Origin of the sequence: Streptomyces sp. NPDC029044 (assembly GCF_040637495.1) — a bacterium.
GTDB lineage: Bacteria > Actinomycetota > Actinomycetes > Streptomycetales > Streptomycetaceae > Streptomyces.
In genome coordinates, this window is record NZ_JBEZWN010000089.1 from 1 (window position 1) to 24851 (window position 24851).

General features: G+C 71.0%; 24 protein-coding genes. 10 read left to right on the top strand and 14 right to left on the bottom strand.

All coding sequences use genetic code 11. The annotated features are described in order from the left end of the window. Nucleotides 1-45: 45 nt before the first annotated feature. The 8 genes from hisF to hisD are packed head-to-tail and all read right to left on the bottom strand — an operon-like array spanning nucleotide 46 to nucleotide 5761. A complete protein-coding gene (gene hisF, locus AB0E85_RS36630; RefSeq protein WP_062926310.1) occupies nucleotides 46-801 on the bottom strand; it encodes an imidazole glycerol phosphate synthase subunit HisF in 756 nt (251 codons plus the stop codon). Nucleotides 802-814: 13 nt separating this feature from the next. Then, on the bottom strand, nucleotides 815-1216 hold the full coding sequence (locus AB0E85_RS36635) for a RidA family protein (RefSeq protein ID WP_033310530.1): 402 nt from the start codon (nucleotides 1214-1216) through the stop codon (nucleotides 815-817). After that, on the bottom strand, nucleotides 1213-1938 hold the full coding sequence (gene priA, locus AB0E85_RS36640) for a bifunctional 1-(5-phosphoribosyl)-5-((5-phosphoribosylamino)methylideneamino)imidazole-4-carboxamide isomerase/phosphoribosylanthranilate isomerase PriA (protein ID WP_033310528.1): 726 nt from the start codon (nucleotides 1936-1938) through the stop codon (nucleotides 1213-1215). Before priA ends, AB0E85_RS36635 begins: the two co-directional genes overlap by 4 nt. Next, on the bottom strand, nucleotides 1935-2579 hold the full coding sequence (hisH, locus tag AB0E85_RS36645; protein ID WP_361936762.1) for an imidazole glycerol phosphate synthase subunit HisH: 645 nt from the start codon (nucleotides 2577-2579) through the stop codon (nucleotides 1935-1937). The genes priA and hisH overlap by 4 nt, the downstream gene beginning before the upstream one ends. Continuing rightward, complete coding sequence (locus tag AB0E85_RS36650) at nucleotides 2576-2740, bottom strand: hypothetical protein (protein WP_361936764.1); 165 nt, start codon at nucleotides 2738-2740, stop codon at nucleotides 2576-2578. Before AB0E85_RS36650 ends, hisH begins: the two co-directional genes overlap by 4 nt. After that, nucleotides 2737-3330: an imidazoleglycerol-phosphate dehydratase HisB gene (gene hisB, locus AB0E85_RS36655; protein WP_053671868.1), complete on the bottom strand. Its 594-nt coding sequence runs from the start codon at nucleotides 3328-3330 to the stop codon at nucleotides 2737-2739. The genes AB0E85_RS36650 and hisB overlap by 4 nt, the downstream gene beginning before the upstream one ends. After that, nucleotides 3327-4439, bottom strand: coding sequence for a histidinol-phosphate transaminase (locus AB0E85_RS36660; protein WP_361936766.1), 1113 nt, complete (start codon nucleotides 4437-4439; stop codon nucleotides 3327-3329). The genes hisB and AB0E85_RS36660 overlap by 4 nt, the downstream gene beginning before the upstream one ends. Continuing rightward, entirely contained in the window at nucleotides 4436-5761 is a 1326-nt protein-coding gene (gene hisD / locus AB0E85_RS36665; RefSeq protein ID WP_361936768.1) for a histidinol dehydrogenase, read from the bottom strand. Before hisD ends, AB0E85_RS36660 begins: the two co-directional genes overlap by 4 nt. A 179-nt stretch (nucleotides 5762-5940) precedes the next feature. On the opposite strand from hisD, the gene AB0E85_RS36670 reads away from it, so the two are divergent. From AB0E85_RS36670 to ybaK, 4 genes are all read left to right on the top strand, one after another. Continuing rightward, nucleotides 5941-7518, top strand: coding sequence for an oxidoreductase (locus AB0E85_RS36670; protein WP_361936770.1), 1578 nt, complete (start codon nucleotides 5941-5943; stop codon nucleotides 7516-7518). Between the two features lie 121 nt (nucleotides 7519-7639). Then, nucleotides 7640-8671, top strand: coding sequence for a hypothetical protein (locus AB0E85_RS36675; protein ID WP_361936798.1), 1032 nt, complete (start codon nucleotides 7640-7642; stop codon nucleotides 8669-8671). A gap of 11 nt (nucleotides 8672-8682) precedes the next feature. Next, nucleotides 8683-9423: an LON peptidase substrate-binding domain-containing protein gene (locus AB0E85_RS36680; protein WP_361936772.1), complete on the top strand. Its 741-nt coding sequence runs from the start codon at nucleotides 8683-8685 to the stop codon at nucleotides 9421-9423. A 10-nt stretch (nucleotides 9424-9433) separates the two neighbouring features. Further along, nucleotides 9434-9934 (top strand): Cys-tRNA(Pro) deacylase, encoded by a 501-nt coding sequence (ybaK, locus tag AB0E85_RS36685; RefSeq protein WP_361936774.1) that lies wholly within the window; start codon nucleotides 9434-9436, stop codon nucleotides 9932-9934. On the opposite strand, the gene AB0E85_RS36690 is transcribed toward ybaK, so the two are convergent. The 4 genes from AB0E85_RS36690 to AB0E85_RS36705 form a co-directional block, all read right to left on the bottom strand. Next, entirely contained in the window at nucleotides 9921-10619 is a 699-nt protein-coding gene (locus tag AB0E85_RS36690; protein ID WP_361936776.1) for an AAA family ATPase, read from the bottom strand. The two genes, ybaK and AB0E85_RS36690, sit on opposite strands and share 14 nt — an antisense overlap. A gap of 56 nt (nucleotides 10620-10675) precedes the next feature. After that, complete coding sequence (locus AB0E85_RS36695; protein WP_062926321.1) at nucleotides 10676-11497, bottom strand: ABC transporter permease; 822 nt, start codon at nucleotides 11495-11497, stop codon at nucleotides 10676-10678. 103 nt (nucleotides 11498-11600) lie between these two features. Then, nucleotides 11601-12575, bottom strand: coding sequence for an ABC transporter ATP-binding protein (locus AB0E85_RS36700; RefSeq protein WP_361936778.1), 975 nt, complete (start codon nucleotides 12573-12575; stop codon nucleotides 11601-11603). Between the two features lie 134 nt (nucleotides 12576-12709). Next, complete coding sequence (locus AB0E85_RS36705; RefSeq protein WP_361936780.1) at nucleotides 12710-13921, bottom strand: NYN domain-containing protein; 1212 nt, start codon at nucleotides 13919-13921, stop codon at nucleotides 12710-12712. A 220-nt stretch (nucleotides 13922-14141) separates the two neighbouring features. Here AB0E85_RS36705 and AB0E85_RS36710 point away from each other — a divergent pair, with 220 nt between their 5' ends. Then, complete coding sequence (locus AB0E85_RS36710) at nucleotides 14142-14309, top strand: hypothetical protein (RefSeq protein ID WP_361936782.1); 168 nt, start codon at nucleotides 14142-14144, stop codon at nucleotides 14307-14309. 91 nt (nucleotides 14310-14400) lie between these two features. On the opposite strand, the gene dnaE is transcribed toward AB0E85_RS36710, so the two are convergent. Then, nucleotides 14401-17940: a DNA polymerase III subunit alpha gene (gene dnaE, locus AB0E85_RS36715; protein WP_361936784.1), complete on the bottom strand. Its 3540-nt coding sequence runs from the start codon at nucleotides 17938-17940 to the stop codon at nucleotides 14401-14403. Nucleotides 17941-18155: 215 nt separating this feature from the next. Between dnaE and AB0E85_RS36720 the strand changes: the two genes are divergently transcribed. The 4 genes from AB0E85_RS36720 (at nucleotide 18156) to AB0E85_RS36735 (ending at nucleotide 22957) form a co-directional block, all read left to right on the top strand. Then, nucleotides 18156-19496, top strand: coding sequence for a DUF2252 domain-containing protein (locus AB0E85_RS36720; RefSeq protein WP_361936786.1), 1341 nt, complete (start codon nucleotides 18156-18158; stop codon nucleotides 19494-19496). Nucleotides 19497-19565: 69 nt separating this feature from the next. Then, the gene (locus AB0E85_RS36725; protein ID WP_361936788.1) at nucleotides 19566-20261 is read left to right on the top strand and encodes a hypothetical protein; all 696 of its coding nucleotides are present in this window, start codon (nucleotides 19566-19568) and stop codon (nucleotides 20259-20261) included. A 114-nt stretch (nucleotides 20262-20375) separates the two neighbouring features. Continuing rightward, nucleotides 20376-21194 carry a thioredoxin domain-containing protein gene (locus AB0E85_RS36730; RefSeq protein WP_361936790.1) on the top strand — a complete coding sequence of 273 codons (819 nt, stop codon included), beginning with the start codon at nucleotides 20376-20378 and terminating at the stop codon, nucleotides 21192-21194. Between the two features lie 92 nt (nucleotides 21195-21286). Beyond that, nucleotides 21287-22957 (top strand): alkaline phosphatase D family protein, encoded by a 1671-nt coding sequence (locus tag AB0E85_RS36735; RefSeq protein ID WP_361936792.1) that lies wholly within the window; start codon nucleotides 21287-21289, stop codon nucleotides 22955-22957. 6 nt (nucleotides 22958-22963) lie between these two features. Here the strand turns inward: AB0E85_RS36735 and AB0E85_RS36740 are convergent, their stop codons facing one another. Next, nucleotides 22964-23533, bottom strand: a complete 570-nt coding sequence (locus AB0E85_RS36740; RefSeq protein WP_361936794.1) for a dienelactone hydrolase family protein — start codon at nucleotides 23531-23533, stop codon at nucleotides 22964-22966. Nucleotides 23534-23640: 107 nt separating this feature from the next. Here AB0E85_RS36740 and AB0E85_RS36745 point away from each other — a divergent pair. Further along, nucleotides 23641-24851, top strand: a 1211-nt coding sequence (locus AB0E85_RS36745) for a mechanosensitive ion channel domain-containing protein (protein WP_361936796.1), incomplete at its 3' end; no start/stop codon positions are given.

The following is a 24851-nucleotide window of genomic DNA, read 5'->3' on the forward strand; positions in this document are numbered from 1 at the left end:
GCCCCGGCCGCGTGCGGCGGCCGGGGCTCCGGGTGGACGGGCGGGTCACCGCACCGGGTGACCCGCCCCCCGCAGCGTCTCCTTGACCTGGCCGATCCGCAGGTCTCCGAAGTGGAACACCGACGCGGCCAGCACCGCGTCCGCGCCGGCCTCGACGGCCGGGGGGAAGTCGGTGAGCCGGCCGGCGCCGCCGGAGGCGATGACCGGGACCGTGACGTGCTTGCGGACGGCCCGGATCATCTCCAGGTCGTAGCCGTCCTTGGTGCCGTCGGCGTCCATCGAGTTGAGCAGGATCTCGCCGGCGCCCAGTTCGGCGGCGCGGTGGGCCCATTCGACGGCGTCGATGCCGGTGCCCTTGCGGCCGCCGTGCGTGGTGACCTCGAAGGAACCCGACTCGGTGCGGCGGGCGTCGACCGACAGGACCAGGACCTGGCGGCCGAAGCGCTCGGCGATCTCGCGGATCAGGTCGGGGCGTGCGATGGCGGCGGTGTTGACGCCGACCTTGTCGGCGCCCGCCCGCAGCAGCTTGTCCACGTCCTCGGGGGTGCGGACGCCGCCGCCGACCGTGAGCGGGATGAACACCTGCTCGGCCGTTCGGCGCACCACGTCGTAGGTGGTCTCGCGGTTGCCCGACGAGGCGGTGATGTCCAGGAACGTCAGTTCGTCGGCGCCCTCGGCGTCGTACACCTTGGCCATCTCGACGGGGTCGCCCGCGTCGCGCAGGTTCTGGAAGTTGACGCCCTTGACGACCCGGCCGTTGTCCACGTCCAGGCAGGGGATGACTCGGACCGCCAGGGTCATGAATCGCGCTCCTCTAGTGTTCCTCTGAGGGTGTCCCTCTGAATGCTTCCACTTCCACCGACACCAGGACCCGTGAGTCGATGAAGCCCTGCACGACCAGCAGGGTCGTGACCGGGCGTACGGCGTCGAACATCTCCTTGTGGGCGCGGCCCACCGCGTCGACGTCCCGGGCGTGTGCCAGGCACACACGGGTGCGGATCACGGACTCGGGGGTGAGCCCGAACTCGGCGATCGCCTCCAGCGCGGTGGTGAAGGCCACCTTGGCCTGTTCGTAGGGGTCGCCCTCGCCGTAGAGCACGTCGCCCTTGAAGGCGGTCGTGCCCGCGACCAGCACGCGGTCGCCCGCCGCGACGGCGCGTGCAAAACCGAAGGACTCTTCCCAGGGACTTCCGCTCTGCACACGCCGTACGGTCATGACGACACAGCCTCCAAGGCCTCTTCCAGGGTGAACGCCTTCGCGTACAGCGCCTTCCCGACGATGGCGCCCTCGACACCGAGCGGGACGAGGTCGGCGATGGCGCGCAGGTCGTCGAGCGAGGAGACCCCGCCGGAGGCCACGACCGGGCGGTCGGTGGCGGCGCACACGTTGCGCAGCAGTTCCAGGTTGGGGCCCTGGAGCGTGCCGTCCTTGGCGATGTCGGTGACGACGTACCGGGCGCAGCCCTCCTTGTCGAGGCGCGCCAGCGTCTCGTAGAGGTCGCCGCCGTCGCGGGTCCAGCCGCGGCCGCGCAGGGTGGTGCCGCGGACGTCGAGACCGACGGCGATCTGGTCGCCGTGCTCGGCGATGACCTTGGCGACCCACTCCGGGGTCTCCAGGGCGGCCGTGCCCAGGTTGACGCGCTTGCAGCCGGTGGCGAGGGCGGCGGCGAGGGTGTCGTCGTCGCGGATGCCGCCGGACAGTTCCACCTTGATGTCCATGGCGCCGGCGACCTCGGCGATCAGCTCGCGGTTGTTCCCGGTGCCGAAGGCGGCGTCGAGGTCGACCAGGTGCAGCCACTCGGCGCCGGAGCGCTGCCAGGCGAGGGCGGCCTCCAGCGGGGAGCCGTAGGAGGTCTCCGAGCCGGACTCGCCGTGCACCAGGCGGACGGCCTGGCCGTCGCGGACGTCGACGGCGGGGAGGAGTTCGAGCTTGCTCACAGGGTTCCGATCCAGTTGGTGAGGAGCTGGGCTCCGGCGTCGCCGGACTTCTCGGGGTGGAACTGCGTGGCCCACAGGGCGCCGTTCTCGACGGCGGCGACGAACGGCTTGCCGTGCGTGGACCAGGTGACCTTGGGGGCCGTCATCGCCGGGTTGTGCGTTTCCAGCGACCAGTCGTGGACGGCGTAGGAGTGCACGAAGTAGAAGCGGGCGTCCGGGTCGAGGCCGGCGAACAGCTGCGAACCGGGGGCCGCTTCCACGGTGTTCCAGCCCATGTGGGGCACGATGTCGGCCTGGAGCGGCTCGACCGAGCCGGGCCACTCGTCGAGGCCCTCGCTCTCCAAGCCGTGCTCGATGCCGCGTGCGAAGAGGATCTGCATGCCGACGCAGATGCCCATGACCGGGCGGCCGCCGGACAGCCGGCGGTCGACGATCCAGTCGCCGCGGGCCTCGCGCAGGCCGGTCATGCAGGAGGCGAAGGCGCCGACGCCGGGCACCAGCAGGCCGTCGGCGTTCAGGGCCTTGTCGTAGTCACGGGTGATCTCCACGTCGGCTCCCGCGCGCGCGAGGGCGCGCTCGGCGGAACGGACGTTGCCGAAGCCGTAGTCGAAGACGACGACCTTCTTCTGCGGGGCGCTCAATTCCACACCTCCAGCCTCACGACACCGGCCACCAGGCACATCGCGGCGCCGATCGACAGCAGCACGATCAGGCCCTTGGGCATCTTCTGCTTGATGAAGGAGTAGACGCCGCCGACGAGGAACAGCCCTACGACGATCAGCAGGGTGGAGATGCCGTTCACAGGGCGCCCTTCGTGGACGGGAGGATGCCGGCCGCGCGCGGGTCGCGCTCGGAGGCGTAGCGCAGGGCCCGGGCGAGCGCCTTGAACTGGCACTCCACGATGTGGTGCGCGTTGCGCCCGTAGGGCACGTGCACGTGCAGCGCGATCTGCGCCTGGGCCACGAAGGACTCCAGGATGTGCCGGGTCATCGTGGTGTCGTACTCGCCGATCATCGGCGCCATCTTCTCGGGCTCGGTGTGCACGAGGTAGGGGCGGCCGGACAGGTCGACGGTGACCTGGGCGAGGGACTCGTCCAGCGGGACCGTGCAGTTGCCGAAGCGGTAGATGCCGACCTTGTCGCCGAGGGCCTGCTTGAAGGCGGCGCCGAGGGCGAGGGCGGTGTCCTCGATGGTGTGGTGCGAGTCGATGTGCAGGTCGCCCTCGGTCTTCACGGTGAGGTCGAACAGACCGTGCCGGCCGAGCTGGTCGAGCATGTGGTCGTAGAAGCCGACACCGGTCTTGATGTCGGTCTTCCCGGTGCCGTCGAGGTCGATCTCGACGAGGACCGAGGTCTCCTTCGTCACCCGCTCTATGCGTCCTACGCGGCTCATGTGCTCTGCTCCTTCTTCAACTCACGTACCGCGTCGAGGAACGCGTCGTTCTCTTCGGGGGTTCCGGCGGTGACCCGGAGCCAGCCGGGCACGCCGTTGTCCCGGACCAGGACGCCCCGGTCGAGGATCTTCTGCCAGGTCTCGTGGGAGTCCTCGAACCGGCCGAACTGTACGAAGTTCGCGTCCGACGCGGTCACCTCGTAGCCGATCGCGAGCAGTTCGGTGACCAGGCGGTCCCGTTCGGTCTTGAGCTGCTCGACGTAGCCCAGCAGGGTGCCGGTGTGCTCCAGGGCGGCCAGGGCGGTCGCCTGGGTGACGGCCGACAGGTGGTAGGGCAGCCGGACCAGCTGGACGGCGTCGACGACGGCCGGGTGGGCCGCGAGGTAGCCGAGGCGCAGTCCCGCCGCGCCGAACGCCTTCGACATGGTGCGGGAGACGACGAGGTTCGGGCGGCCCGCCAGCAGGGGCAGCAGGGAGTCGCCGTGGCTGAACTCGATGTACGCCTCGTCGACCACCACCATCGAGGGCTTCGCCGCCTGCGCGGCCTCGTACAGGGCGAGGACCGTCTCGGGCGGGACGGCGGTGCCCGTGGGGTTGTTGGGGGTGGTGATGAAGACGACGTCCGGCTGGTTCTCGGCGATGGCCTTCTCTGCGGCGGCGAGGTCGATCGTGAAGTCCTCGTTGCGGGGGCCGGAGATCCAGCCGGTGCCCGTGCCGCGGGAGATGAGGCCGTGCATCGAGTACGACGGCTCGAAGCCGATGGCGGTGCGGCCCGGTCCGCCGAAGGTCTGCAACAGCTGCTGGATGACCTCGTTGGAGCCGTTGGCCGCCCAGACGTTGGCCACGCCGACCTCGTGGCCGGAGGTGTCCGTGAGGTACTCCGCCAGGCGGGTGCGCAGCTCGACCGCGTCCCGGTCCGGGTAGCGGTTGAGGTTCCGGGCCGCCTCGCGGACGCGCTCGGCGATCCGTTCGACCAGCGGCTCGGGCAGCGGGTAGGGGTTCTCGTTGGTGTTCAGCCGTACGGGGACGTCCAGCTGGGGCGCGCCGTAGGGGGACTTGCCGCGCAGCTCGTCCCGTACGGGGAGATCGTCGATGCGTACGTCGTTCACTTGCCCTGGGGAACCTTCCAGTCGAACCTCGCCTTGATCGCCGCGCCGTGGGCCGGGAGGTCCTCCGCCTCGGCCAGCGTGACCACGTGGTGCGCGACGTCGGCCAGCGCGTCCCGCGTGTAGTCGACGATGTGGATGCCGCGCAGGAAGGACTGGACGGACAGGCCCGAGGAGTGGCAGGCGCAGCCGCCGGTGGGCAGGACGTGGTTGGAGCCGGCCGCGTAGTCGCCCAGCGACACGGGTGCCCAGGGGCCGATGAAGATCGCGCCGGCGTTGCGGACCCGGTCGGCGACGGCGGCGGCGTCGGCCGTCTGGATCTCCAGGTGCTCGGCGCCGTACGCGTCGACCACCTTCAGGCCTTCCTCGACACCGTCGACCAGCACGATCGCGGACTGCCTGCCGGACAGCGCCGGGACGATCCGGTCCTCGACGTGCTTGGTGGCCGCGACCTGCGGCTCCAGCTCCTTCTCGACCGCGTCGGCGAGCTCGACGGAGTCGGTGACGAGGACGGCGGCGGCCAGCGGGTCGTGCTCGGCCTGGCTGATCAGGTCGGAGGCGACGTGCACCGGGTCGGCCGTGTCGTCGGCGAGGACCGCGATCTCGGTCGGGCCGGCCTCGGCGTCGATGCCGATCCTGCCGGTGAAGTAGCGCTTGGCTGCGGCGACCCAGATGTTGCCGGGGCCCGTGACCATGTTCGCGGGCGCGCAGGACTCGGTGCCGTAGGCGAACATCGCCACGGCCGTGGCGCCACCGGCGGCGTACACCTCGTCGACGCCGAGCAGTGCGCAGGCGGCGAGGATCGTCGGGTGCGGCAGGCCGCCGAAGTCGGCCTGGGCGGGTGAGGCGAGCGCGACGGAACCGACGCCGGCCTCCTGCGCGGGCACCACGTTCATGATCACGGAGGACGGGTACACGGACCGGCCACCGGGCGCGTAGAGCCCCACGCGGTCGACCGGCACCCACTTCTCGGTGACGCTGCCCCCGGGCACCACCTGCGTGGTGCGCGTCCTGCGGCGCTGCTCGCGGTGGACGGTCCGGGCGCGCCGGATGGACTCCTCCAGGGCCGCGCGCACGGCCGGGTCGAGCTCCTCCAGCGCGCGCGTGAGCGCGGCGGCCGGAACCCGCACCTGGTCGAGCCTGACCCCGTCGAACCGCTCGGCCGCGTCGATCAGCGCCGCGTCGCCCCGATGATGCACGTCCTCGCAGATCGGACGCACCTTCTCCAGGGCGGCCGCAACGTCGAAGTCGGCTCGGGGCAGCAGGTCACGCAGGGCGGGGCCCTCGACGAGGGCGTCGCCGCGCAGATCGATTCGGGAGATCACGTGCTCAATTCTCTCAGACCCGGGTGAGGCGCCGTCCGCGCGTATCAATGGCTGATACAGAGTGTCGCCGGACCCCGGAAGATCCCCTTCACTTTGTGTGTTGGGGGTGTCACACAGCGGGCATGAACAGGTGTACGAGGGAAGTGACCCGCGAGTACCTGGGGGAGGACGGAAGAGCTGTGACCGAGGGGGCCGGCGTCCGTGCCGGGGATGTGCCCGACGACCTGACCGCGACCGAGGCCGGCATATGGCAGGCCTTCCGCAACGGCACCGTGTACGACCTGAGCAGCGGCGACGCCCTGGCGGACGATCCGCACGGCGGCCGCCCGTGGGGCGAGGAGCGGACCGTCCGGGCGCGGGTCGTGTGCTGGCTGCTCCTCGACGGCCCGCCCGCCCTGGCCGGCCGCGTGTCGTCGCTGAAGCTGATCGGCGTGCAGGTCAGCGGCTCCCTGGACCTCGCGGGCGGCACCGTGGTGCCGTACGTCGAGATGCGCCGGTGCCGGTTCGAGCAGGACGTGCTGCTGCCGGAGGCCCGCTTCACCACCCTGCGGATGGTGGACTGCTCGGTGCCGCGGCTGGAGGCGGCCCGGGTGCAGACGGAGGGCGATCTCCATCTGCCGCGCTGCCGTTTCCACCACGGCATCCGGCTCACGGACGCACAGATCGGCACGGACCTGATGCTCAACCAGGCGATCGTGCACCGGGACCACAGCGGCCGTTCGGTCGCGGCGGACGGCCTGACCGTCGGCCAGGACCTCCAGGCCGAGCTGCTGGAGTCGCACGGCGAGCTGAGCCTGCGCGCCGCGACCGTCGGCGTCTCCCTGAGCCTGCGCGGCGCGCGTCTGTCCAACCCGTACGAGCGGCTCGCGCTGAACGCCCCGCAGCTGACCGTCGAGCGCAGCCTGTATCTGACGCCGGCGGGGGTCGGCGCCCAGGCGATGAGCGGGATGACCCCGGCGCAGGGGACAAGGATCCAGCGCTTCGCCTGCGAGGGCGGGATCCGGCTGGACGACGGCCGGTTCGGTGACGCCGTCGACTTCGAGCGGGCCAGGTTCACCCTCACGGACGACCAGGAGGTGTCGCTGCGCCGGGTGCAGACGCCCGAGCTGCGGTTTCTCGGGGAGCAGCCGGCGCGCGGCCGGGTGGTCCTGTCCGGGGCGAAGGTCATCAACCTGATGGACCGGGCGGACGCCTGGCCGGGCCCCGGGCGGCTGCACATGGGCGGCTTCGCCTACGAGAACCTCGTGCCGCGCGGGCCGTTCCCGCTGCCCGAGCGGCTGGACTGGGTGGCCGCGGCGACCGCCGAGTACAACCCGGAGCCCTACGAGCGGCTCGCGGCCGTGCTGCGGGCCGGCGGGGAGGACGAGGACGCCCGGGAGGTGCTGCTCGCCAAACAGCGCCGGCATCGCGAGAGCCTGCCGGTGGCGGCCAAGCTGTGGGGGTACGCGCAGGACTGGACGGTCGCCTACGGATACCGGCCGGGCCGGGCCGCGGTGTGGATGGCGGTGCTGTGGGCGGCGGGCTCCTTCGCCTTCGCGCGGGCCGGGCATCCGCCGATGAAGCGGGGCGAGCACCCGGAGTGGAATCCCACGCTCTTCACGCTCGACCTGCTGCTGCCCGTCATCGACCTGGGCCAGGTGGGCTTCTGGCAGCTGCGCGGGGGCTGGCAGTGGCTGGCGACGGCGATGATCCTGCTGGGCTGGATCCTGGCGACGACGGTGGCGGCGGGCGCGACGCGACTGCTGCGCCGCAACTGATGGTGCTGGTGTGACCACAGTTGTCGAACTGTCGCGGTTTTACGTTCTCTTGACCATTGGATGTACAACTTTCCGCAGGTTCCATGAACAGTCTGGCGCCGTCATGAGCAGCGGACTTTCAATGGTCGGCACCATGGCAATGCAGCTCCCGTTCATCCGTACGAGCCGGATGGCAAGGACCTCCCCCCACCTCGTCGGCGAGCCGTGCGCCGACGACGAGGTGCTGCTCGACGCGCCCGACGCCCGGCTGAGCCCGGCGCTGGTCGCCGCCGCCCGGGGCGACCACGGGCCGGCCGCCGAGCTGCTCCTGGCCACCCGCGTGGCCTCGGAGTGGGAGCGGCGCGACCGGTACGTGACCCGGCTGGCCGCCTTCGCGCGCTCACGGCCCGAGTGGCTGGACGCCTGGCTCGCCACCGCCCCGCAGGACCCCGACGCGCTCCTGGTCGGGGCCCAGCTGGCGGTGGACCGCGCCTGGCAGTCACCGGCCCGGGCCGAGCTGCTGCGCGAGGTGAGCCCGCTCATCACGGCAGCGGCCCGGGGCGACCAGCGGGACCCGGTTCCGTGGCGGCTCGCGCTCGACCACGCCCGGGGCGCGCAGGCCGGGCACACCTACTTCGAGGAACTGTGGGCGGCGGCCGTCCGCCGCGCCCCGCACCACTACGGCTGCCATGTGGCGGCCCTGCGCTACCTGGCCACCCACTGGCACGGATCGCACCACGAGTGCTTCGACTTCGCCGACCGGGCCGCCCAGGACGCTCCCGCCGACGCGCTCGTCCAGGCCCTGCCGCTGCGGGCGGCCTTCGGCTACCTCACCGACGACTGCGGGCCCGAGATCCCGCGCGAGCGGCTGGACGCGGCGGCCGACCGGGCGATCGCGCTGTCCCCGCGGCTGCCGGCGGCCGACCCCTGGCCGGCCCGGATGCGCAACCTGCTGATCTTCGTCCTGGTGTGCCTGGAGCGCTGGCCCGACGCCACCGAGCAAGTGCGCCTGAACGGCCCGTACGCCACCTCCTTCCCCTGGGACCGGGTATCGGACGACCCCCTCGGTCACTTCCTGCGGGTGCGCGAGGACATCCGGGCCGGGGCGGCCGGGAACCCGTCCGGGCATCCACGGAGTGACCGGGGCGGGCGAGCCCGTCCCGGCGACCATTAGGCTTTTGCGTCGTGACCACCGTCCGGCTCCCCCTCTTCCCCCTGAACTCGGTGCTGTTCCCGGGGCTCGTGCTGCCGCTCAACGTCTTCGAGGAGCGGTATCGCGCCATGATGCGCGAGCTGCTGAAGACGCCCGAGGACGAGCCGCGCCGGTTCGCCGTCGTGGCGATCCGCGACGGCCACGAGGTGGCCTCGACCGCGCCCGGCATGCCCGACCCGACGGCCGTGCCCGAGCGGGGGCCGGCGGCCGGCTTCGGCCCGGACCCGCTCAAGGCGTTCCACAAGGTGGGCTGCATCGCGGACGCGGCGACGATCCGGGAGCGCACCGACGGCTCCTTCGAGGTGCTGGCGACCGGCACGACCCGGGTGAAGCTGCTGTCGGTCGAGGCGTCCGGGCCCTTCCTGACGGCCGAGCTGGAGCCGCTGGAGGAGGAACCGGGCGACGAGGCCGCGCCGTTGGCCGAGGGGGTGCTGCGGTCCTTCCGCCAGTACCAGAAGCGGCTGGCCGGGGCGCGGGAGCGGTCCCTGGCGACGGGGGCCGAACTTCCGGACGAGCCGGGCGTGGTGTCGTACCTCGTGGCGGCCGCGATGATGCTGGACACCCCGGCCAAGCAGCGTCTGCTCCAGGCCCCCGACACGGCGTCCCGCCTGCGCGACGAGCTGAAACTCCTTCGCTCCGAGACGGCGATCATCCGTAGTCTGCCGTCGTTGCCGGCGTCGGAGCTGACGCGCGGCCCGATGAGTCTCAACTGAGCGGACCGGCATGGCGAAGAAGTCGAAGAAGCAGCAACAGCCCGGCGGCACCCCGGCGACGGTCGCCCTCACGGCGGCGGGCACGCCGTACACGGTCCACTCCTACGACCACGACCCCGCGCACCCCTCCTACGGCGAGGAGGCGGCCGAGGCCATGGGCGTCTCCCCGGACCGCGTGTTCAAGACCCTGGTGGCGGACGTCGACGGTGCCCTGACGGTCGCGGTGGTCCCGGTGGCGGGCCAACTGGACCTGAAGGCCCTGGCGGCGGCCGTGGGCGGCAAGCGCGCGGCGATGGCCGACCCGGCCCTGGCGGAGCGCACGACGGGCTATGTCCGGGGCGGTATCTCGCCGCTGGGCCAGCGCAAGAAGCTGCCGACGGTCCTCGACGCCTCGGCCGCGGCGCACGCGACGATCTGCGTGTCGGCGGGCCGGAGGGGCCTGGAGGTGGAGCTCGCCCCGGAGAACCTGCGGCAGCTGACCGGGGCGGTCCTGGCGCCTATCGGCCGTTAGCCGCAGGGGACTCCTGGTAGGGCCCGGCCGCGAACTCCGGTTCCGGATCCCGGGGTCCGAACAGCGCCATGAGCCCGAGGTGCAGCACCAGCGCGGCGAGCGGCCAGGCCAGCAACGCCCCCTTCGCGCCCAGCTTCAGGGGCGCGTCGAACGTCACGCCCCGCCCGACGGCCTGAGCGTGCGCGATCACGTCCTCGGCCGGCCCGAGCCACACCCCGACCCGCCAGGCGAGCAGCGAACCCAGCAGCCCTCCGAGGGCCAGTCCCACCACCAGCGGCACGCCTCCGCGCCGCCGCAGCAGGAAGACGACCAGCGCGCTGACGGCCCCGAAACCCAGCCCGAGCAGTGTGAACGTGCCGTCGACCCCGATGGCCTGCTCCCCCTCGGTGTCCTTGAGGTAGACGACCCAGCGCTTCTCCACCACGTCGCCGACGAGCGGCACGTGCGGCGCGAGCCACCACCACAGCACTCCGAGCAGCGCCCCGCCGAGCGCCACGGCGACCGCGATCACGGCCGCCTCCCGCAGTTCCGTCTTCATCCCGGGGCCGTCCTGTCCGTACCAGCCGTGCCCGGCGTACTCGGCGTGCTGCGACCCGGGAGCCTGAGGCCCGGCGGCCGGCGGCTGCCACGGGCCCTGTGCGGAGTGTTCGTGCGGCGGCGGTGGCGGAGTCAGTGGTGCGGTCACCCTGCCATCGTGCCAGGCCCGCCTGTGTGCCGCGTCACCGGACGACCCCTCCTCGCTCACCGGACGGCCGCCCGGCGGTAGGCCCAGGTCGCCACGGCCAGCGAGACGACGCCCACGACCCCGCACACGGCGAGGTCACCGAGCACGAAGGCCCAGTCGGGATGCGGTCCGAAGGTCCGCGCGAAGGCCTCCACGCCGTACGTCGACGGCAGCAGGTCCCGTGTGAAGCGCACGACCTCCGGCATGCGGTCCGCCGGCAGCACGCCCAGCAGCAGCGCCGCAGACATGCCCAGCTGTCCGAGCAGCGTGGCCAGCTCCGGCCGGGGCGCGAGCAGTCCCAGCGCCGCACCGAGCCCGGCCAGCGCGGCGCCCGCGAGCGGGATCACCGCCATGAGGACCCACAGATGGGCCATCGGCAGCCCGAACAGCACACAGCCGAACACCGCGGTCACGACGGTCCCGGGCACGGTGAAGGAGGCGTACGCGCCCGCCGCGCCCAGCACCACGGCTGCCGGCGGCACCGGCAGCGTCGCGTAGTGGTCGAGGCCGCCGCTGGCCCGCAGCTGCCCGAAGTACTGCGCGAGCAGGTTCAGCGCGACGAAGGCCACCACCAGGACCGACGAGCCGGCGACGACGGCCTGCGCCTCCGCCCCGTCGTCCACGACCCCACGCATCAGGATCATGATCCCGACCGACTGGAAGGTCGCCACGAACAGCAGCGGGATCCGCGCCACCCGCGCCCGGGACAGCTGGGCCCGGTACACGGCCGCCAGCGAAGGCCACAGCCGCGCCCGAGGTCCGAGCTCGGCCGCGCACGCGGCGGGCTCCTCCACGGCCAGGGCACTGCCCGGCAGGACATCGGCGGGTACGACACTCACGTCGCGCTGCTTCCCTTCGCTCGGGTCCACTGCGGCAGTCGCCTGTTCGGTACGGATGCGGCGGCCGGTCTGCTCACGGCCCGCGCGCCCGGTGTCCTCGCGCTCACACCTTCACCAGCCCCTGCTGGACGGCACCGCCGAGGGCGAGGTACACGTCCTCCAGGCTCGGCGTGGCCAGGGTGAAGTCGTCCAGGGCGGCGAAGGCGGCCCCGCCGGTGACGGTCGCTACGACCGCCCGGGCCTCCTCGGGCCCGAGCCGCAGCGTCCAGCGGCGGCCCGACTCCACGACACGGTCCTTCAGCGCGGCCACCTCGGGCACGTGCAGCGGAGCCGCCTCCCGCCACACCAGGTCGACGCGCACCTCACCGGCGACCTGCTCCTTCAGCCCGGCGGGGGTGTCGCACGCGATCACCCGCCCCCGGTCGAGGACGGCCACCCGGTCCAGCACCGTCTCGGCCTCGATGACGTTGTGGGTGACGAGCAGCACGGTCGTCCCGCGCTCGGCCCGGCGCCGGTCGACGGCGGACCACACGGCCCGCCGCGCCACCGGGTCCATGCCGGTGGTGGGCTCGTCGAGCACGAGCAGCGGCCGCTCCCCCACCAGGGCCGCGGCGAAGCACGCCAGGCGCCGCTGGCCCCCGGAGAGCTTCTTCAGCGGCCGCCCGGCGAGCGGCGCGAGCCCCAGCTCGTCGAGGACGGCGTCCCGCTCGGCCCGCGCCTGCCGTACGTCCAGGCCGCGCAGCCGCCCGGTGGTCTCGGCGGCGAGCGACACGGTCAGCTCGTCCAGGGCGGTGGACTCCTGCCCGAGGTAGGCGAGGATCCGCGCGGCCCGCTCGGGGTGGCGCACGATGTCGTGCCCGAGGATCTCCACACCGCCGTGGTCGGGCCGCATCAGCCCGGTGAGCTGGCGTACGAGGGTGGACTTGCCGGCGCCGTTCGGCCCGAGCAGGCCGAAGATCTCGCCGCGGCGGATGTCGAGCGTCACGGCGTCCGTGGCCCGGACCTCGGGTGTTCCCGGGGCGCCGCGCCGGCCCCGGACGGCCGGATAGGTCTTGGTCAGCCCGCGCACCGCGCACACGACGTCACCATCGTGCCGAAATGCCTGTGCCGCGCGCTTACTCACAAGGGACGAGACTACGGGGTCGGCGACCCAGGTCCGTTCTCGGGTCGGTCCATACCGGGAAATCCGCCGGCAACGGACTCGGCGGTCCCTCAGTCGTCGAGGGGTGGGTGCTCCACACCCGTGCGCACGCTGATCTCCCGCCAGAAGCCGGCCCGGATGGCGTAGCGGTCCCGCTCGTCGATCTGGTCGTCCTTGTGGGCGAGCAGGCCGAACCGGGCGGCGTAGCGCAGCAGCTCCCCGTCGACGCGGTGCGGGATGCGCGGGTACATCCCGGACAGTTTCGGCAGGTGGTTCTGGTCGCCGAGGCGCTCCACCCAGCGCCGCGCGAAGACCTGCCCCACCTCGAAGGGGTCACCGCCGACGGTGGTGATGTCCTCCTCGCGGTCGGCCCACCGCTGCTCGGCCGTGGTCAGCTGGGCGAGCGTCGGCATCGAGGCGGCCTCGGGGGGCTCGGCCGTGGGCCGGTCGACCCAGCCTTTGTCGGAGGACCACCGGAGGGTGGCGGAGGCGGGGTGCTGGGCGGGCTGGGTGCCGGGGGCCCGCAGGGCGGCCAGGTCCTTGGGCGTGGGGACCCCTTTGGCGGCGGGCACCCGCTCCTCGGTGCCGTTCTGCCCGGGGCCGGCCACCGGGTGGCGGGGCTGCGGGGCGGGCCGTTCGGTCGCGGTGCCGAGCGCGGACTCGGGCAGCGGCGCGGAGAGGATCGCGGCGATCTCGGGCCGGGGTGCGGGCTGCGGCGCGCACGCGCCGGTGTAGTCCTTGGCACGCACGGCCTTGGTGATCCACGTGCGGTCCAGGACGCGCCGCTCGTCGGCCTCGGCGACCAGGTCCTCGGACTGGTTGTAGTCGCCGTCGGCGGCCTGGACGGCCCACAGGTGCACGGCGACGCCGTGCTCCTTGGCGGCCATCATGCCCGGCAGCAGGTCGCCGTCGCCGGTGACGAGGACGACGTCGGAGCAGGCGCGGTTGCGGGCCAGTTCGGTCAGCTCGGCGTGCATCGCGGCGTCCACGCCCTTCTGCGCCCAGCGGCCGTCGCTGCGGGTCAGGGCGCCGAGCCGGACGGTGACCCGGGGCATCACGCGCAGCCTGCGGTGCTCGGGCTGCGGGACGCGGTCGGGGGCGCCGTCGAACCAGTAGATGCGCAGCAGCGGCTGCTGTGTGTCGGATTCGGCGCGCTCACGCAGCCCCTGGATGAGGGCGGTGTGGTCGACGGTGATCCGGGACCGCGAGGGCTCTCCGGCGAGGAGACTCGCCGCGGCTCCCAGCAGATACCCAGCGTCCACCAGGACGATGCAGCGGTCCACGCGACTCACCCTCTTCCCAGGAGGTTTGCTTCGGGCTTGCTTCGAGTCTGCCCGACGGCGCGGAGGTTAACGGCCGGAACTCGATCTTCGGCGTGGCGTTTCGGGAAGCGCTGCTCCGACCACCCTGTCACACACGGTAATTGTCCGACATGCGATCGTTGTCGGGCTGTGTGAATCTGGTCCCGGCCCTGGCCCCTAGTCCCCCACAGGAGGCATCACCATGGCCAAGAACAAGAACCGTGACCGCAAGCAGCAGCGTCCCACCGAGCGTGGCCAGCGGGCCGACCGCAGCCCCGCCTCGCAGACGGAGCCCCAGACCGAGGTCGAGTCGACCCCCGGCGAGATGGCGCCGTCCGGCAAGCGAAAGCGCAGCTTCGGCCACAACTGACGTCTGCGTGACGGGTTGTTGAGCCCACGCATACGCACGAGGGGCGTACCCGATTCCGGGTACGCCCCTCAAGCGCATCGAGATCCCTGCGTCACCCGGCCAGGCAGGACGGCCCGAGCAGCACCTTCAGGTCTCCGAAGAGCGCCGGGTCCGGCTTCACCCGGTGCCGGTCGAGCCGCAGCACGGTCGTCTTGGTGGGGCCCTGGAGCTTGATCCGGACCTCGCTGTCGCCCTTGTGGTGGCTGAGGACCTCGCCGAGGCGGCTGACCAGCGGCGGGGTGACCCGGGTGGCCGGGATGGTGAGGACCACGGGGGCGTTGGTGCCCGCGTTCGACAGGTCCGGCACCATCAGCTCCATCGCGACGAGCCGCGGGATGTCCTCACGCTTGTCGAGGCGGCCCTTGACGAACACCACGGCGTCCTCGACGAGTTGGGTCGACACGAGCTGGTAGGTCGCGGGGAAGAACATGCACTCGATCGAGCCGGCGAGGTCCTCGACGGTGGCGATGGCCCAGGCGTTGCCCTGCTTGGTCATCTTGCGCTGGAGGCCGGAGATGATGCCGCCGATGGTGACCACGGAACCGTCGGAGTAGTCACCGCCGGTCAGCTGGGAGATGCCCGCGTCGGCCTTGTCGGACAGGATGTGCTCCAGGCCGAACAGCGGGTGGTCGGAGACGTACAGGCCGAGCATCTCCCGCTCCTGGGCGAGCAGATAGGTCTTGTCCCACTCGTCGGGGGAGAACTCCACGTCGAGTCCGAAGCCCGGTTCGCTGGTCTCGGCCTCGCCCATGCCGCCGAAGAGGTCGAACTGCCCCTCGGCCTCCTTGCGCTTGACCGCGACCACGTTGTCGATCATCGGCTCGTAGTGCGCCGTGAGGCCCTTGCGGGTGTGGCCCATGGCGTCGAAGGCGCCGGCCTTGATCAGCGATTCGGTGGTGCGCTTGTTGCAGACCACCGCCTCCACCTTGTCGAGGTAGTCCGGGAAGGAGACGTACTTCCCCTTGGCCTTGCGGCACCTGATGATCGACTCGACGACGTTCGTACCGACGTTGCGGACGGCGGAGAGGCCGAAGAGGATCACGTCGTCGCCCTGGGCCGCGAAGTTGGACATCGACTCGTTGACGTCCGGCGGGAGCACCTTGATGCCCATGCGGCGGCACTCGTTGAGGTAGACGGCCGACTTGTCCTTGTCGTCCTTCACGGACGTGAGCAGCGCGGCCATGTACTCGGCGGGGTGGTTCGCCTTGAGGTACGCCGTCCAGTACGAGACGAGCCCGTACGCGGCGGAGTGCGCCTTGTTGAACGCGTAGCCGGCGAAGGGGACCAGCACGTCCCACAGGGCCTGGATGGCCTCGTCGCTGAAGCCCTTCTTGCGGGCGCCCTCCTGGAAGAGGACGAAGTTCTTCGCCAGTTCCTCGGGCTTCTTCTTGCCCATCACGCGGCGGAGGATGTCGGCCTCGCCCAGCGAGTAGCCGGCGATGATCTGGGCGGCCTTCTGCACCTGCTCCTGGTAGACGATCAGGCCGTAGGTGACGTCCAGGACCTCCGTGAGGGGCTCTTCGAGCTCCTTGTGGATGGGCGTGATCTCCTGCTGGCCGTTCTTGCGCAGCGCGTAGTTCGTGTGGGAGTTCATGCCCATGGGGCCCGGGCGGTACAGGGCCGACACGGCGGAGATGTCTTCGAAGTTGTCCGGCTTCATCAGCCGGAGCAGGGAGCGCATGGGGCCGCCGTCGAACTGGAACACGCCGAGGGTGTCGCCGCGCTGGAGCAGTTCGAAGGTCGTGGGGTCGTCGAGCGGGAGGCTCAGGAGATCGATGTCGATCCCCTTGTTGGACTTCACCATCTTGACGGCGTCGTCCATGATCGTCAGGTTGCGCAGGCCCAGGAAGTCCATCTTCAGCAGGCCGAGCGATTCGCAGCTCGGGTAGTCCCACTGGGTGATGGTGACCTTGTCCGTGTGCCTGACCCAGACGGGGACGTGGTCGGTGATGGTCTCGCTGGACATGATCACGCCGGCGGCGTGCACGCCCATCTGCCGGACCAGGCCCTCGACGCCCTTGGCGGTGTCGATGACCTTCTTCACGTCCGGCTCGTTCTCGTACATCGCCCGGATCTCGCCCGCCTCCGAGTAGCGGGGGTGCTCGGGGTTGGTGATGCCGTCGAGGTTGATGCCCTTGCCCAGGACGTCGGCGGGCATGGCCTTGGTGAGGCGGTCGCCCATCGCGTACGGGTAGCCCAGCACGCGCGCGGAGTCCTTGATCGCGTTCTTGGCCTTGATGGTGCCGTACGTGCCGATCATGGCGACCTTGTCGGCGCCGTACTTCTCCGTCACGTAGCGGATCACCTCGACGCGCCGGCGCTCGTCGAAGTCGATGTCGACATCGGGCATGGAGATGCGCTCGGGGTTGAGGAACCGCTCGAAGATCAGGCCGTGCGGGATGGGGTCGAGGTCGGTGATGCCGAGGGCGTAGGCGACGATCGAGCCGGCCGCGGAGCCGCGGCCGGGGCCGACCGCGATGCCCTGCTTCTTGGCCCACATGATGAAGTCGGCGACGACGAGGAAGTACCCCGGGAAGCCCATCGAGATGATGGTGTCCATCTCGTACTCGACCTGCTTCATGCGGTCGTCCGGGATGCCGTCCGGGAAGCGGCGGTGCATGCCGCGCAGGGTCTCCTCGCGGAACCAGCTGACTTCGGTGTACCCCTCCGGGATGTCGAACTTCGGCATGAGGTCGCGCTTCTCGAACATGCCCGTGGTGTCGACCATCTCGGCGATCAGGCGGGTGTTGGCGCAGCCCTCCTGCCAGGCGTCCGAGGAGTCGATGGCGTACATCTCGTCCGTGGACTTCAGGTAGTAGCCGGTGCCGTCGAACCGGAAGCGGTCGGGGTCGGAGAGGTTCTTGCCGGTCTGGATGCACAGCAGGGCGTCGTGGGCGCTCGCCTCGTGCGCGTAGGTGTAGTGGGAGTCGTTCGTGACCAGCGGGGGGATGCCGAGCTTCTTGGCGATCTCCAGGAGGCCGTCGCGGACGCGGTGCTCGATCTCGATGCCGTGGTCCATCAGCTCCAGGAAGTAGCGGTCCTTGCCGAAGATGTCCTGGTAGTCGGCGGCGGCCTTGAGGGCCTCGTCGAAGTGGCCGAGGCGCAGCCGGGTCTGGACCTCGCCGGAGGGGCAGCCGGTGGAGGCGACGATGCCCTCCGACCACTGGGCGATGGTCTCCTTGTCCATCCGGGGCCACTTCTGGAGCCAGCCCTCGGCGTACGCGTCGGAGGACAGCCGGAAGATGTTGTGCAGGCCGGTGCTGTTCACCGCCCACATCGTCTTGTGGGTGTAACCACCGGAACCGGAGACGTCGTCCCTCTTCTGGTGCGGCTGGCCCCACTGGATCTTGCGCTTGTTGCGCCGGGACTCGGGGGCGACATAGGCCTCGATCCCGATGATCGGGGTCACACCGGACTTCTGGGCCGTGTGGAAGAAGTCGTAGGCGCCGTGGAGGTTGCCGTGGTCGGACATGGCGATGTGCGTCATGCCCATCTCGTTGCACGCGTTGAACATGTCCTTCAGCCGCGCGGCACCGTCCAGCAGCGAGTACTGGGTGTGGACGTGCAGGTGCGTGAACGGCGGCTTCGACATGCGGCGGCCTCCAGAGAAAAAGTACGACAAATGGGCCCGGCAGGCTGCGGAGAGTCTGGGGGACAGCGTCGAAGTCTATGCCTCGGCACTGACACCCGGAGGGTCGACCCGCGTACCTTCGTGCGAGGGTTCACGGGCACTCCCGCGGACCGCCGCACGTTGGTCGGAGGGCGGACCCGCCGCCCTGAAACGCACGCACCAGGAGGCACCCAGCGATGTCGTTCCCGCAGCTCGACGACGAGCACCGCGGTGAGGAGATCCTCGCCGTCTTCGACACCGCCTTCGGCCAGCTCCTGGCCGCCGACCCGGCCGCGTTCCGCGTCAAGTTCCGCAAGATGGCGGCCTCGGCCTTCGCCTTCTACCGGGGGACGGCGGGCCTCTTCTACCACGACCTGACTGTTTCTGATCAGTTCGGTTCGAAGCAGGGCGGACCGTACCTGGACGAGCGCACCTCGCGCGTGTGGATCCACGGCGACCTGCACGCGGAGAACTTCGGCACGTACATGGACGCCAACGGCCGCCTGATCTTCAACGTCAACGACTTCGACGAGGCCTACGTCGGCCCCTTCACCTGGGACCTCAAGCGCCTCGCCGCCTCCATCGCGCTGATCGGCTACGCGAAAGCGCTCAGCGACGAGCAGATCTCCGAGCTGGTGACGATCTACGCGGTCGCCTACCGCGAGCGGATCCACGCCCTGGCGACGGGCGCGAAGAGCGACGAGGTGCCGCCGTTCACGCTGGACACGGCGCAGGGCCCGCTGCTGGACGCGCTGCGCGACGCCCGCTCACTGACCCGCTTCGGCCTGCTGGACTCGATGACGGAGATCCGCGACTTCGAGCGCCGCTTCGCCTCCGGAGGCGGCTCGGTCGAGCTGGACGCGGCCACCCGCTACAAGGTCCTCGCCGCCTTCGACGGCTACCTGGAGACGCTCCCGGACAGCTCGCTGGCCCACCCGGACTCCTACCGCGTGAAGGACGTGGTCGGCCGGCGCGGCATCGGCATCGGCTCGGCGGGGCTGCCGTCGTACAACATCCTGCTGGAGGGGCACAGCGACGCCCTGGAGAACGATGTCGTGATCTACATCAAGCAGGCCCAGACCCCGGCCGTCTCCCGGCACATCACGGACCAGGAGATCCGCGGCTACTTCCAGCACGAGGGGCACCGCACGGTCATCTCCCAGCGTGCCCTCCAGGCGCACGCCGACCCGTGGCTGGGCTGGACGGAGCTGGACGGCGCGGGCCAGCTGGTGGCCGAGGTGTCGCCGTACGCGGTGGACCTCGACTGGGGCGACATCGACGACCCGGAGGAGATCGCCCAGGTGGTGGCCGACCTCGGCCGGGCGACGGCCACGATGCACTCGGCGGCGGACGACCAGTCCGGCGAGTCCCTGGTGCCGTTCTCCACGGAGCGGGCCATCGACGCGGCGATCGCGGCCGACGAGGAGGGCTTCGCCCCCCTGCTGGTCGACTTCGCGCACACCTACGGCGCCCGCGCGCGTGCCGACCACCAGACCTTCGTGGACCTGTTCCGCAACGGACGGATTCCGGGGCTGTGACGGTAAGGCCTCTCACAGGCATCCTTTAGGGGTCCCTTACCGGCCCCCATGACACACTCTCCTTTCGCTATGGACATATCCGGGATCCGCCTCAGAGCCGTACGCGCGGCGCTGTTCACGGCCGTGGTCGTGACGCTCAGCACCGCGTCGCACGTGCTGCTGTCCCGGGCCCCGCTGCCGGTGGGCACGGTGGCCGCGGTCGCCGCCGTCGTGTTCGTGATCGCGTTCGCCCTGGCGGGCCGGGAGCGCTCCTTCGGGCGGATCGCGGCCCTGCTGATCCCGCTGGAACTGGCCGCGGACACGGTGTTCACCAGCGGCCAGCACGCCTGTTACGGCCGCGCGGGCGGCCCGGTCGCCGGACCCCTGCGCTCGGTCGGCCTGGATGTGCTCTGCGGCGGCGGAGAGGTCGGCACGCCCCTGGCCCGGATGGCCGGGGCCACCGGCACCGAGCGGCTGGCGGCCGCGGTCGCCCACGCCGAACCGGCCACCGCCTGGCTGCTGCTCGGCGCACACGTCGGTGTCGGGCTCCTCGCCGCCCTCTGGCTGCGCCGCGGCGAGCGGGCCCTGGCCCAGCTGCTGCGGGCGGTGACGGCGACGACGTTCCGGCCGCTGCTGCTGGCGGTCGCCGCGGTCGCGGCGGTGCGGGCCCCGGCCGGGCGGCGCCTGCCGGCGCGTGCCGCGGACCGTACGCCCACCGCCCGCGACCGGATCCTCGCCTACTCCCTGGGGCGGCGTGGACCGCCGTGCTCGCCCGCCTTCGCGTAAGGCACTCGCCGTCGCGGCAGGCTTCTGAGCCCCCTGCGGCCTTTCGAGCACCAGCAGTCCCTCATACGTATCCCGCACACGCGAGTGTGCGCGTCCCCCACGGAGAACATCACCATGAGCAAGCGCAACAGCCAGGCGGCGAAGACGGCGGCACGCGAGCGGCTGCGCGTCGAGCGCGAGCGCGAGGCCAAGCGGGCGAAGACCAAGCGGCAGGTCATCGTGGCCTGCTCGATCGTCGGCGTCCTGGCGATAGCCGGCGGCATCGGTTACGCCGTCGTCCAGGTCAACAAGCCCACCCACTGGGAGGCGGTCAAGGACGAGAAGGTCGTCACGCCGGCCAACACCACGGGCACCGACGGCACCACGGTCGTCATCGGCAAGGACTCGGCGAAGAAGACACTGAAGATCTACGAGGACCCCCGCTGTCCCGTATGCGCCCAGTTCGAGCAGACCGTCGGCCCGACCGTGAAGAAGGACATCGACGACGGCAAGTACAAGATGCAGTTCGTCGGCGCCACCTTCATCGACAACAAGGACAACGGCGAGGGCTCCAAGAACGCGCTGAGCGCCCTGGGCGCCGCCCTGAACGTGAGCGACGCGGCGTTCCTCGACTACAAGGCCGCGCTCTACTCGGCGAAGTACCACCCCGAGGAGACGACCGACAAGTTCAAGGACGACAGCTACCTGATCAAGGTCGCGAACTCCGTCCCCGAGCTGAAGGACAACAAGAAGTTCCAGGACGCGGTCGAGAAGGGCACCTACGACGCCTGGGCGATGGCCATGTCGAAGACCTTCGACGACAACAAGGACGGCGTGCAGGGCACCCCGGGCTTCGTCATGGACGGCAAGCAGCTCACCGCCGACAGCCAGGGCACGCCGCTGATGACGGTGGCCGACTTCAACCGGGTCGTGGGCGAGGCCCTCAAGAAGTGACGGCCGGTCAGGGACCGGTCGGCATGTGAAGAGCGGGCGAACTTCCGGAGTTCGCCCGCTCCGGCCCATACCGACCAGTAACCTGATCGGTCGTGACCAGTCGATACAGATCATCGAATACGTCAGAGGGCTTCAACTCCCTCACCCCACGCCGCCGTACGGTCGTCAAGGCCGCGGCGGCGACCGCTGTCCTGGCCGGCCCGCTGGCGGCGACCCTGCCCGCGCGCGCCGTCGACCAGACCCCCGCCTTCCTGCACGGCGTCGCCTCCGGGGACCCGTTGCCCGACGGCGTCCTGCTGTGGACCCGCGTCACTCCGGTACCGGAGGCGATACCCGGCTCCGGAGCCGGCCCGGACACCGAGGTGAGCTGGATCGTCGCCGAGGACAAGGCGTTCACCGCCGTCGTCGCCAAGGGCTCGACCACCGCCACGGCCGCCTCCGACCACACCGTGAAGGCCGACATCCGCGGCCTCAGGCCGGGCACCGAGTACTGGTTCCGCTTCTCCGCCGGCGGCACCGACTCCCCCACCGCACGCACCCGCACCGCCCCCGCGCACGACGCGGCCGTCACGGGCCTGCGCTTCGGCGTGGTCTCCTGCGCCAACTGGGAGGCCGGTTACTTCTCCCCCTACCGGCACCTCGCGGCCCGCGGCGACCTGGACGCCTGGCTGCACCTGGGCGACTACATCTACGAGTACGGCACCGGCGAGTACGGCACCCGCGGCAAGGTCGTCCGGCCGCACGCCCCGGCCCACGAGATCGTCACCCTCGCCGATTACCGCACCCGGCACGCCCGGTACAAGACCGACCCCGACCTCCAGGCGCTGCACGCCGCCGCCCCGGTCGTCGCGATCTGGGACGACCACGAGTTCGCCAACGACGCCTTCTCGGGTGGCGCGGAGAACCACACGGAGGGCGCCGAGGGCGCCTGGTCCGCCCGTCAGGCCGCCGCCAAGCAGGCCTACTTCGAGTGGATGCCGGTGCGCCCGGCGATCGCGGGCACCACCTACCGCCGGCTGCGCTTCGGCAAGCTGGCCGACCTCTCCCTGCTGGACCTGCGGTCCTTCCGCTCGCAGCAGGTCAAGGTCGGCAACGGCGAGGTCGACGACCCGGACCGCACGCTCACCGGCCGCGCCCAGCTGGACTGGCTCAAGGCGGGGCTGACGTCGTCCGACACCACCTGGCGGCTGGTCGGCAACTCGGTGATGATCTCGCCGTTCGCCATCGGCTCGCTCTCCGCCGACCTGCTGAAGCCGCTGGCCAAGCTGCTGGGCCTGCCCCAGGAGGGCCTCGCCCTCAACACCGACCAGTGGGACGGCTACACCGACGACCGCCGCGAGATCCTGGCGCACCTGCGGACGAACGCGATCCGCAACACGGTCTTCCTCACCGGTGACATCCACATGGCCTGGGCCAACGACGTGCCGGTGGACGCCGGTACGTATCCGCTGTCCCCGTCGGCCGCCACGGAGTTCGTCGTCACGTCGGTCACCTCCGACAACCTCGACGACATCGTGAAGGTCCCTCAGGGCACGGTCTCCGCGGTCGCCTCACCGGTCATCCGCGCGGCCAACCGCCATGTCCACTGGGTCGACACCGACCGGCACGGCTTCGGCGTCCTGGACATCACGACCGAGCGCGCGCAGATGGACTACTACGTCGTCTCCGACCGCTCGAAGCGCGACGCGACCGCCAAGTGGTCCCGCTCGTACCGCACCCGCAGCGGAACGCAGAAGGCCGAGCGCTCCTACGACCCGGTGTAACCGCCGCTACAGGGTTTCGAGGAAGCCGAGCGCCACCCGCCAGGTGGCCTCGGCGGCCTCCTCGTCGTAGTCCGGCAGGTCGGGGTCGGTGTAGAGGTGGCCGGCCCCGGCGTACCGGTACACCTCGACGTCGGCGCCGGTACGGCCCATCTGGAGGTACCAGGCGCTGAGCCAGTCGTCCGTCTCGAAGGGGTCCGGCTCGGCCACGTGCAGCTGGACCGGCAGGTCCTCGGCCGTGACGTCCGGCGCGATGTCCGACGTGCCGTGCAGGAGCAGCAGGCCGCGCGCCTTGTCGTCGCCGAGGGCGAGCGTCTGCGCGATCGAGGCGCCGAGGGAGAACCCCGCATACACCAGCCCGCGCTCCGAATAGGGCGCGGCGGCCATCACAGCGCGCTTCAGCAGCTCGTCCTTGCCGATCTTCTCCTGCTGCTCCATGCCCTCCTCGACCGTGTCAAAGGTATGGCCCTCGAAGAGGTCGGGCGTCCACACCTCGTGTCCGGCCGCGCGCAGTCTGTCAGCGGCCTGGAGCACCGCGGGCCGCAGACCCTGGGTCGAGTGGAACAGCATGATGTTCATGAGGCCATGGTGCCAGCCGGGTGTGACAGGCCGGGATCCCGGCACTACCCACGACGCAGCGGAAGTCACATGTTCATGCACCCCGGTGGCCGGTTAGGTTCGGTGGCATGGAGAACCTGCTACGACCGCTGATCGTGGTCGGTGGCTCGGTCGTGCTCACGCTGGTGATCGGCTGGGCCACCGACTTCCTGCTGCGCAAGGCCGACGAACGGCATCACGAGACTCCCCTGTGGGGTCTGCTCCGCCGTGGCCGCATCCCCTACATGCTCGTCCTCTTCGCGGCCCTGTTGAGAGGGTCCTACGACGAGGCGGACCTGCTGGAGAGCCGCGCCGACGGAGTCGGCCGGACGCTGACCCTCATTCTGATCGGGTCGGCCGCCTGGCTGGTCATCCGTATCGCGGCGGCGATCGTCGAGACGTCGTACAGCCGGTACGCCAGTGCCCGGGCCCATCGTGACCCCGCCAGGGTCCGCCGGGTGCGCACCCAGGTGACGCTGATCATGCGGGTGGTGTCCGCGATCGTCGGTGTGGTGGCGGTGGCGACGATGCTGCTGACCTTCCCGGCGTTCCGGGCGGCGGGCGCCTCGCTGCTGGCCTCGGCCGGCATCCTCGGCATCGTGGCCGGTGTCGCCGCGCAGTCCACGCTGAGCAACATGTTCGCGGGCTTCCAGATCGCCTTCGGCGACATGGTGCGCATCGGTGACACGGTGGTGGTGGACGGCGAGTGGGGCACGGTCGAGGAGATCACCCTGACCTTCCTGACCGTCCACACCTGGGACGAACGGCGCATCACCATGCCGGTGTCCTACTTCACGTCCAAGCCGTTCGAGAACTGGTCGCGCGGCACCCCGCAGATGACGGGCATCGTGTTCTGGCACGTCGACCACTCCGCCCCCGTGGAGGCGATGCGCGGCAAGCTCCGCGACATCCTGCGCGAGTGCCCGGCCTGGGACGGCCGCGCCTACAACCTGTCCGTCACGGACACCACTCCGAGCACCATGCAGGTGCGGGCCCTGGTGACGGCCAAGGACGCGGACGACATCTGGACGGTGCGGGTCACGGTCCGCGAGCAGATGATGGGCTGGCTGGCCGACGAGCACCCGTACGCCCTGCCCCGGGTCAACACGGCCGACGCGGTCCTTCCGCCGTCCTACAACGGCAACGGCCACCGCTCGTCCCCGGACGGTGTCCCGGCCCAGCAGCGCCGCTACCACGGCAACCACAACTCGGGACGCGAAGGGACGTTCAACGCACTGATTCACGGCATGCACGGCATGACCGAACATACGAACGCCCTCCGACACGAGGGACGACTCCC